Below are 9,461 nucleotides of genomic sequence, written 5' to 3' on the forward strand. Positions count from 1 at the left end.
AAGAAGATTTTCACGCACAGTCAGTTCATAACGACCGTAGTCTTGACTCACCAAACCAACATTTGCCAACATGTTGTATTTACTCTCAGAAGAAGCACCCTTATACGTTATGCTCCCCTGGGCAATTGGTGTAATTCCAAGAATTGCATTTATTAGCGTTGTTTTTCCCGCGCCCGAGGCACCAACTACTGCAATCATTTGATTATTCATCAGCTCAAGATTAATATCTTTAAGCGCAAAAGACGACGCGCTCTCATACTGAACGGATACATCTTTGCATATAATTTTTGAAATATTTTCATGGTTAGGGTTAGAAGTTTTTATCCCAGAAGCATGGTCGTAAGTATCAGAGTCGCATACCCTTCGGAATTGCTGAACAGATAATGCTCCATTAATAATCTGGCCGAATGAATATCCCACCTCTTGGGTCGCGTTAACACAGGCAATGATTCCAATCAGCGATCCGGCCACATACGATATATCGGCGCCTGAATCCACAAGGAAGTACAGGGACGCAAAGAGTAAGACAGAGCAGAGTAGCCCTGCAACTATGGAGATGATTCCTCTAACACTTTCAAGGCTCAATTCCCTACCAGCTGCCCGGCGTCGCCAGGACGCTACGCGTTGCGAGAAAAATCGGGAGGCTCTCATGAGATGAAGTTCTTGGGCGCGACTTTGAGCCATCAGATTGTCTAGATAGTAGTTCTCTACCCGATAGTCCTCGTACATTAGGGTGTATATAGCGTAATCACGTTTAGCGAGAATCACCATTGCAATGGCTAGGGGCAATGAACACAGTGCCGCAAAAATTGCTGCCACAATGCTGACGTTCGCAATATTGAGACAGAGAAGTAACACCATTGCGAAGGCACTCACCAGTGCCATAACTGACATGGTGTGAACCTGCAATTCCTGGTTCGATATTGCCTCTCTAGCAGCACGTATATCTTCCTGTGATTTTGTGCTACCTATATCAGATAACGGAAATGTAGATAACCTGTTATTTAACATGCAGTGAACCCGATAGTTCACCTTTGATTTGAGGATGCGCATGTTACTTATGACCCAGCGTTGGGCAATAATATTAATTCCAACGACAAGGGCAAGAGCAACAATATAAATCCAGGCCGCGCCACCATTTGAACCGCTCAAGGCTGATACTGTATTACCAATCAGCAGGGACTGACTCAAGGGAATGCAGGCTATGACAGCTAGTGATAGGGCGGCGCTCACCAGGGTTGTGGGACAGGTTTTCCAGGCTAGGCGGAAAGACCAGAGTATAGAAGAAAATAGATTTTTCATTCTCACCACGCTCACAAAGTCATATTGAACTCATCTTTGAGCCCTGAAACTCCTCGATGAGCAGACATCGAAACACTACCCGTGCCTCACTAGCTACCCTACCCCTCAATGAAATATAAAACACATATATTCGCGCGTGTCCAAGAATATTAAGCGAACGTATCTGTGATAATGCCGGGTATCCAGGGGTCAGCCGACAGCCCTACCCGCAACACCCCCAGCCGCCCTTCGTCATAGTCGGTCATATTAAGTTCATATTTCGCCCCAATGTCATGTCCAGAAATATTAGGACATCAACCGCCGCACCCCTTGCACGCCCTCGGAGGCGGTGGGTAGAGTGAAAGCGTTATCTATCAAGAGCGACCGAGAGATCTGGCTCGTCGACGTCGCAGCAACCTCGCCAGTATCCCCCGCCGTCACGGTGCAGGGTACGGACAAGGTGCTCCCGCCAGAACCGATAGAGAAGAATACCCTTCGGCACCCCTTGATGATGCGCACCCGTAAACCGGTGGCGCGCATCCTGCAGAAGAATTCGCGCACCCTCACGGTGCGTATCTATCGGGTGAACACGAAGGATGGTTATGACGACAGTTCACCCGGCTCTTTCTTTTGAGCTGTTCCCTCCGCGCTCACACGCGAGCTGTGAGTCGCTGCTCCACACCATTGCGGAGCTTGAGGGTACCAACCCCGACTACGTTTCGGTCACCTACTCCGGTGACGCGAAGCGCCGTCAGAAGACGCTGGCGCTGCTCGACCACCTGGTGCATGAAACCTCCCTCACCCCGCTGGCTCACCTGATTTGTGCGGGCCACTCGGTGCACGAGCTGGAGCGTGCAGTCCGTCTGATTCTGGGTCTGGGCGTGCGCGGCTTCCTGGCGCTACGCGGTGACGTGCAGGAGGGTCAGGTTTCTGAACTTCCTTTCGCCCGCTACCTGGTGGAGCTGATTCGCCGTGTTGAGCGTGAAGATTTCGCCCACCTGGCGGCTGGCAAGGTGTCCATCGGTGTGGCGGCGTACCCGCAGAAGCACCCGGAGTCCGCATCCCTGCTGCAGGATATTGAGATTCTGCTGTCGAAGCAGCGCGCCGGCGCGGATTTCGCTATCACCCAGGTGTTCTTCGAGGATGAACGCTATAGCGCCCTGGTCGATTCGGCTCGCCTGGCGGGTGTGGATATTCCGATTATTCCGGGCATCATGCCGGTGACCTCCCTGAAGCGCCTGCGGAACCTCTGCCAGATGGCGGGCATGTCGGTTCCGGCGGACCTCGCGTACGCCCTGGAGACGGCAACCAGCAGCGCAGAGCTGCACCGCATCGGCGTGGACTACGCGCTGAACCAGTGCCGCACCGTGATGGATGCGGGCGCACCGGGCTTGCACTTCTTCACCTTCAACGAGCATGCCGCGGTGCTGGACGTTCTGGACCAGCTGGACCTGCCCCGATACAGCAACCGTTTCTCCCAGCCCCTGAGCGAGCTGGAATTCGCCTAAACGCGACCTGCTCCACCCGGCGCGGATGCGCCACCCAAGTTTCCCCCAAAGTACCCCGGGAGCGTCCCGCGGATCTCGGCCCCATCGACGGGGCCGGCAGGGCCCGCTGATTCTCCCAGTTCTATCCCCAGTAAAGGAAAAAATTATTATGTCGAACACCGCATTCCCCGCCGCCACCATTGTTGGCTACCCCCGCGTGGGCCGCTTCCGTGAGCTGAAGAAGGCTCAGGAGGCTTTCTGGAAGGGCAAGGTCACCCTGCAGGAGCTGCAGGACACCGCCGCTGACGTGCAGCGCACCTACTTTGAGCGCGTGACCGCCGCGGGCCTGAAGGCTGACGACTACTCGATTCCGGCGACCTTCTCCTACTACGACCAGGTGCTCGACGTTGTTCGCCTGTTCACCCTGGTTCCCGAGCGTCTGGCTGAGGCTAAGGATGCACGCGGCCTGCTGGATCTGCCCGGTTACTTCGCACTGGCGCGCGGTACCGAGACCCTGCCTCCGCTGGAGATGACCAAGTGGTTCGACACCAACTACCACTACCTGGTGCCTGAGATTGGTGCCGGCACCGAGATTAAGCTGAACCTTGAGGCTATTGACGAGCAGCTCGAGGTCGCTAAGCAGGCTGGTGTGAAGGTGCGTCCGCAGATTGTTGGCCCGCTGACCCTGCTACTGGGCGCTAAGGCTGAGCAGGGTTCCGCCGAGGACTTCGCACCCATCGACCGTCTGGACGAGTTCGTTGCCGCTTACGCTCAGGTGCTGGAGCAGCTGGCTGAGCGCGGTGTTGAGTGGGTTCAGCTGGATGAGCCGGGCCTGACCGTGGACCGTGCCGACAACGCGAAGGTTGCGCAGCTGGCCGAGCGCACCTACCGTGCCCTGGCTGCCGCCGAGAAGCGCCCGCAGATTCTGGTGACCAGCCCCTACGGTTCCCTGCGTGAGAACCTGCCGGCACTGCTGGGTACCGGCATTGAGGCTCTGCACCTTGACCTGGTGCACGGCGTGTACTCGAAGGCTGAGCTGGAGTCTGTTTCTGCCGCTGGTGTGCACCTGGTTGCCGGTGTTGTGAACGGCCGCAACGTGTGGCGTGCCGATGTTCGCGCGGCTCTGAAGACTCTGGAGGCGCTGCCCGGCGCATCCGAGGGTGCCGTGTCTGTGGCTTCTTCGACCTCCCTGCAGCACGTGCCGCACGACCTGGAGCTTGAGGATCCCGCCGAGGTTCCCGTGGACGGCCTGGCATTCGCTGACCAGAAGGTCGCTGAGATTGCTCTGCTGGCTCGCGGCCTGGCCGAGGGTGAGGCCGCTATTGAGCCCGAGCTGAAGGCTGCCGACGAGGCACTGGCTCGCTTCGCTGCCGACCCGCGCAAGCACAACGACGAGATTCGTGCCCGCGCCGCCGCTGTGACCGCTGAGGACTTCGACCGCCCGACCATTGACGTTCGCCGCGCGGCTCAGGCTGACCTGAACCTGCCGAAGCTGCCGACCACCACCATCGGTTCTTTCCCGCAGACCGCTGAGATTCGCCGTCGCCGTGCGGAGGCTCGTGCGGGCAAGATTTCCGCCGAGGAACTGAACGGCTTCCTGCGTGACGAGATTGCTTCGGTTATCGCACTGCAGGAGGAGCTGGGCCTGGACGTGCTGGTTCACGGTGAGGCTGAGCGTAACGACATGGTTCAGTACTTCGCTGAGAACTTCGACGGTTTCGCAACCACCCGCCACGGCTGGGTTCAGTCCTACGGTTCGCGTTGCACCCGCCCCTCGATCCTGTTCGGTGACGTGAAGCGTCACGGTGAGGGCCTGCGCGGTGAGGCGTTCACCGTTCCGTGGAGCTCCCACGCACAGTCGCTGAGCGAGAAGCCGGTCAAGGGCATGCTCACCGGCCCGGTGACGATTCTGGCGTGGTCCTTCGTGCGTGACGACCAGCCGCGCCGCGAGACCGCTAACCAGGTGGCTCTGGCTCTTGCCGATGAGATTGCTGACCTGGAGCAGGCGGGCATCCGCATCATTCAGGTGGACGAGCCGGCTCTGCGTGAGCTGTTGCCCCTGCGCCGCGATGAGCAGCCGCAGTACCTGGACTGGTCGGTGAACTCCTTCCGCCTGGCAACCAGCGCGGTGAAGGATTCCACCCAGATTCACACCCACCTGTGCTACTCGGAGTTCAACGAGATTATCGACTCGATTAACGCTCTGAACGCTGACGTGACCAGCATTGAGGCGGCTCGTTCGCACATGGAGCTGCTGGCTGACATTCCGGAGAGCTTCGTTTCCGGTCTGGGCCCGGGCGTGTGGGACATCCACTCCCCGCGTGTTCCTTCGCAGGATGAGATTGAGTCCCTGCTGAAGGCTGCGATTGGTTACGGCACCATTGCTGACCTGTGGGTGAACCCTGACTGTGGTCTGAAGACTCGTGATTACGAGGAGACCAAGCAGTCTCTGCGTCACCTGGTGGATGCCACCAAGGCGATTCGCGCATCCCTCTAGGAGGCGCCTATTGGTTCCGCTGCCTGCCGCGGGTTGACCGGATGATGGTTTGCTCGCGGTGACTTGCGGCAGGTGGCGGCTGTTCGGCTTCGAGCCGGTATGCGTACCGACTGTATGCCGAGCTTTTGGGGATAGATAACAGCCCGCCCGTACAGTTTTTCTTCTGCACTGTACGGGCGGGTTTTCTGTGCTGTTTTAGGGCGCCGATGTACTGGTGTTTAAGTGGTTTTTATTTGAACTTAGGGTATAAATTACTCTAAATTTAAGTGTGGTCTGACCAAAATACATACTTACTCAACAGAGAAAGTATTTATATTCATTACACAACTTGAGGCAATGTTGCCCAGTAGACAGACCTACATCACACAGATTGCACGCATCCCTGTCATTCCAGGGCAAAAACGGCATTTATAGAATAATCGCTCTGAATATCCGTTCATCTCTGTGAACAATCCACTGAAAATATGCCCACCGGATTAGCATTTTTATAAGAATCCGTTTTTAGAATTCCAGCATGACTACTACCACTTCATCAAAGAAGAAGAAGGGTTCTGTACCCCGCTGGCTCGCAATTCCGGCACCCAAGCCTCAACTGAGCGAGGCTGAAGTTAATGCAAAGTACCCGCGCATGCGTCTGCAGGTTTTCATGGGTATTTTCATCGGTTACGCGACCTTCTACCTGATTCGTAACAACGTCCCACTGGTCACCCCGATTCTGACCAAGGAACTTGGCTTCAGCAACGCCGCAATCGGTGCACTGTCCACCGCACTGCTGCTGGCATACGGCTTCAGCAAGTTCTTCACCGCAATGATTTCTGACCGCTCGAACGCGCGTCTGTTCCTGCCCATCGGCCTGGTGCTCTCGGGTGTTGCCAACATTCTGCTGGCGCTGACCGGCTACATGGGTGAAGGCGCGGGTGCGGCCGGCTACGGTGCCGCTATCGCCTCCATCATGGCGACCATTATGGTCTTCAACGGCATCTTCCAGGGCATGGGTTGGCCTCCCTCGGGTCGTGTGCTCGTGAACTGGTTCTCCACCAGCGAGCGCGGTACTAAGGTTTCGTGGTGGAACACCGCCCACAACGTTGGTGGTGCGCTGTCCGGTCTGCTGGTTGCGTGGGGCTTCTCCATGTTCGGCAAGACCTGGGAGGTTGCGTTCTGGTTCCCGGCTGTCATCAGCTTCGTTCTGGCTTTCGTGGCGTGGCTGCTGATTCGTGACAACCCCGAGGCTGAGGGCCTGCCCACCGTTGATGTGTACCGCAACGACCCGCACAAGGTTGAGTCCACCGCTGAGGATCGTGCAGAGTCCACCTGGACCACCATCCGTAAGCACGTGCTGACCAACTCGACCATGGTGTACCTGGCTCTGGCAAACGTGTTCGTGTACACCCTGCGTTACGGTGTGCTAGTGTGGGCACCGAAGTACCTGCACGATGTGCGCCACGCTTCCCTTGAGGGTGGTATTGCGGGCTTCTCGATTCTGGAGCTTGCCGGTATTGGTGGCACCGTCCTGTGCGGTTACGTTTCTGACCGCATGTTCAAGGGTCGCCGCTCCCCCGCGGGTATCCTGTTCCTGCTTGCGACCGTTGGCGCGATCCTGCTGTACTGGCTGCCTTCTTCGGATGCGCCGCTGTGGATTGCGTACGTTGCGTTGGCTCTGATTGGTGGCCTGATTTACGGCCCGGTCATGCTGATTGGTCTGCAGGCTATTGACCTGTCCCCCTCGCACGTTGCGGGCACCGCTGCGGGCTTCACCGGCCTGTTCGGTTACGCGCTGGGTGCAACCCTGGCGTCTGCCGGTATCGGCATCATTGTTGACCACTGGGGTTGGGGCACCGCGTTCGTCTTCATGATTGTGTGCTCCGGTCTGGCTGTGCTGTTCCTGTGGCTGGTCAACGGTGCTGAGAAGCGCATGATGGCTGAGCGTGCACAGAAGCTGGCTGCGAAGGCTCAGGCTTAAGCGAATAGTGCTTCTTCTTTCCTGAACTAGAGATAAGTTCAGAGGGTAGATGTTAACCCGCCTGTACGGTCGTGTGACCGTGCGGGCGGGTTTTCTGCATCCTTCGAGGGGCTACCTGCCCTTTCTGCCGCCTAAAACGCCTCTGAGAAGCACCTGTACCGGTGAGCCAGCATCTGACGGCATGCCGGTCATCCTGTGGCTTGCGGGCGTAAGAACATAGAATGGAACCATGACTACTAACTCTGGAATCACTAAAGAATGGGTGGACGAAACCGTCAAGCCGGGCGACGATTTCTTCCGCCACGTCAACGGCAAGTGGCTTGCTACCCACGAAATCCCGGCGGATCGCCCCAAGGATGGCGGCCTGTACACCCTCCGCGATAACGCAGAGAAGCACGTGCGTGAGCTGGTGGAGAAAATCGCGAAGGAGCAGCCGGAGTCCCGCATCGGCGCGCTGTACAACTCCTTCATGGATGTTGAGAAGATTGAGGCGGACGGCCTGGAGCCGCTGCTGAAGGAAATCGCCCCGATTCTAAACTCGGCAACCCCCACCCACCTTGCCGTGACCTTGGCGCTGCTGTCTCGTGCGGGTTTGCCGCAGCTGTTCGCCTGGTACACCAGCAACGACCCGAAGGACCCCAAGAACTACACCTTCTTCCTGTACCAGTCGGGTCTGGGTCTGCCGGATGAATCCTACTACCGTGAAGAGAAGCACGAGGCTGCATGCGCGGCATACGTTGAGCATATTGCCCGCATGTTCCAGCTGACCGGTCTGGCTGAGGGCTTCGGTCTGACCCCGGAGCAGGCGGCTCAGCTGGTGTTCACTCACGAGTCGGAGCTGGCTCGCCTGCACTGGAACGTCGTGGAGAACCGCGACGCGGAGGCGACCTACAACCCGTACCAGGCGACCGAGTTGGAGGAGAAGTTCCCCGGCTTCCCGTTCTCCCAGTGGCTGCTGGCGCTGGGTGCCGACCCGGAGACCCTGGGTCAGGTTATTGTGGGTCAGCCGTCCTTCTTTGAGGGTGCGGCTAAGCTGTTCACCTCCATCCCGCTGATGAGCTGGAAGCTGTGGGCTGTGTGGACTGTTCTGCGTTCGCGTGCGCCGTTCATGTACGACGAGCTGGTTCAGGAAAGCTTCAACTTCTACGGTAAGACCCTCTCGGGCACCCAGCAGATTCGTGAGCGTTGGAAGCGCGGCGTGGGTGCGGTTGAGAAGGCTCTGGGTGAGGAGATTGGCCAGGAGTACGTGGCTGTGCACTTCCCGCCCGCTCATAAGGAGAAGATGCTGGTTCTGGTCGGCAACCTCCTGGAGGCCTACCGCGAGTCTATTGAGTCGCTTGACTGGATGACCGAGGCAACCCGCCAGAAGGCGCTGGAGAAGCTGTCGAAGTTCGTCACCAAGATTGGTTACCCCGATAAGTGGCGTGACTTCTCCGCGCTGGAGCTCGTGCCCGGTGACCTGTTCGAGAACCTGCGCCGCACCGGTGCGTTCGATGCTGACTGGCTGATTGCCCGCAAGGGTCAGCCGGTGGATAAGTCGGAGTGGCTGATGACTCCGCAGACCGTGAACGCATACTACATGCCCCCGGCGAATGAGATTGTGTTCCCGGCAGCTATTCTGCAGCCCCCGTACTTCAACCCGGATGCCGACGACGCGGCGAACTACGGCAATATCGGCATGATTATTGGCCACGAGATTGGTCACGGTTTTGACGATCAGGGTTCCCGCTACGACGGCGACGGCAAGCTGGAAAGCTGGTGGACTGAGGAGGATTACGCGAAGTTCAAGGAGCGTACCGCAGCCCTGGTGGAGCAGTACAACGCGTACGTTCCGGTGGGTCTGGACCCGAAGTTCCACGTGAACGGTGAGCTGACCCTGGGTGAGAACATTGGCGACCTGTCCGGCATGTCGATTGCGTTGAAGGCGTACCGCCTGGCTCTGAAGAAGCAGGGCATTGAGTCGCTGGATGACGCACCGGTGATTGACGGTATGACCGCTATTCAGCGTTTCTTCTTCTCGAATGCTCGCGGCTGGTGCACGAAGTCCCGCCCGCAGCATGCTGAGGTGATGATTTCGGTGGATCCGCACTCGCCGGATGAGTTCCGTGTGAACGGTGTGGTGCGCAATATTGACGAGTTCTACGGGGCGTTTGACGTCTCTGAGGGCGATGCGCTGTACCTGGCTCCGGAGGAGCGTGTGCGCATCTGGTAGCACCCCGATAAGGGTATATGCTTT

General features: G+C 57.9%; 5 protein-coding genes and 1 riboswitch. Of the genes, 4 read left to right on the forward strand and 1 reads right to left on the reverse strand.

Features of this window, described 5'->3' with window-relative positions; translation table 11 throughout:
• Window positions 1–1,302: ATP-binding cassette domain-containing protein (locus AB8E48_RS08745; protein WP_368886455.1), on the reverse strand; the 1,302-nt coding region annotated here is incomplete at its 3' end.
• A 347-nt stretch (window positions 1,303–1,649) separates the two neighbouring features.
• Window positions 1,650–1,766, forward strand: a riboswitch (SAM riboswitch).
• A gap of 117 nt (window positions 1,767–1,883) precedes the next feature.
• On the opposite strand from AB8E48_RS08745, the gene AB8E48_RS08750 reads away from it, so the two are divergent.
• The 4 genes from AB8E48_RS08750 (at window position 1,884) to AB8E48_RS08765 (ending at window position 9,437) form a co-directional block, all read left to right on the forward strand.
• On the forward strand, window positions 1,884–2,789 hold the full coding sequence (locus AB8E48_RS08750; RefSeq protein ID WP_368886456.1) for a methylenetetrahydrofolate reductase: 906 nt from the start codon (window positions 1,884–1,886) through the stop codon (window positions 2,787–2,789).
• Window positions 2,790–2,937: 148 nt separating this feature from the next.
• Complete coding sequence (gene metE / locus AB8E48_RS08755) at window positions 2,938–5,265, forward strand: 5-methyltetrahydropteroyltriglutamate--homocysteine S-methyltransferase (RefSeq protein WP_294627663.1); 2,328 nt, start codon at window positions 2,938–2,940, stop codon at window positions 5,263–5,265.
• Window positions 5,266–5,779: 514 nt separating this feature from the next.
• Window positions 5,780–7,225, forward strand: coding sequence for an MFS transporter (locus AB8E48_RS08760; RefSeq protein ID WP_070833213.1), 1,446 nt, complete (start codon window positions 5,780–5,782; stop codon window positions 7,223–7,225).
• Between the two features lie 229 nt (window positions 7,226–7,454).
• On the forward strand, window positions 7,455–9,437 hold the full coding sequence (locus tag AB8E48_RS08765) for a M13 family metallopeptidase (protein WP_368886457.1): 1,983 nt from the start codon (window positions 7,455–7,457) through the stop codon (window positions 9,435–9,437).
• Window positions 9,438–9,461 lie beyond the last annotated feature (24 nt).

The sequence above is a fragment of the Rothia mucilaginosa genome (assembly GCF_964211445.1).
In the GTDB taxonomy this organism is placed as follows: Bacteria; Actinomycetota; Actinomycetes; order Actinomycetales; family Micrococcaceae; genus Rothia; species Rothia mucilaginosa_E.

Coding starts and splice junctions, on each gene's coding strand:
- AB8E48_RS08765 (WP_368886457.1), top strand. CDS start 7,455: ATGACTACTAACTCTGGAATCACTAAAGAATGGGTGGACGAAACCGTC.
- metE (WP_294627663.1), top strand. CDS start 2,938: ATGTCGAACACCGCATTCCCCGCCGCCACCATTGTTGGCTACCCCCGC.
- AB8E48_RS08750 (WP_368886456.1), top strand. CDS start 1,884: ATGACGACAGTTCACCCGGCTCTTTCTTTTGAGCTGTTCCCTCCGCGC.
- AB8E48_RS08760 (WP_070833213.1), top strand. CDS start 5,780: ATGACTACTACCACTTCATCAAAGAAGAAGAAGGGTTCTGTACCCCGC.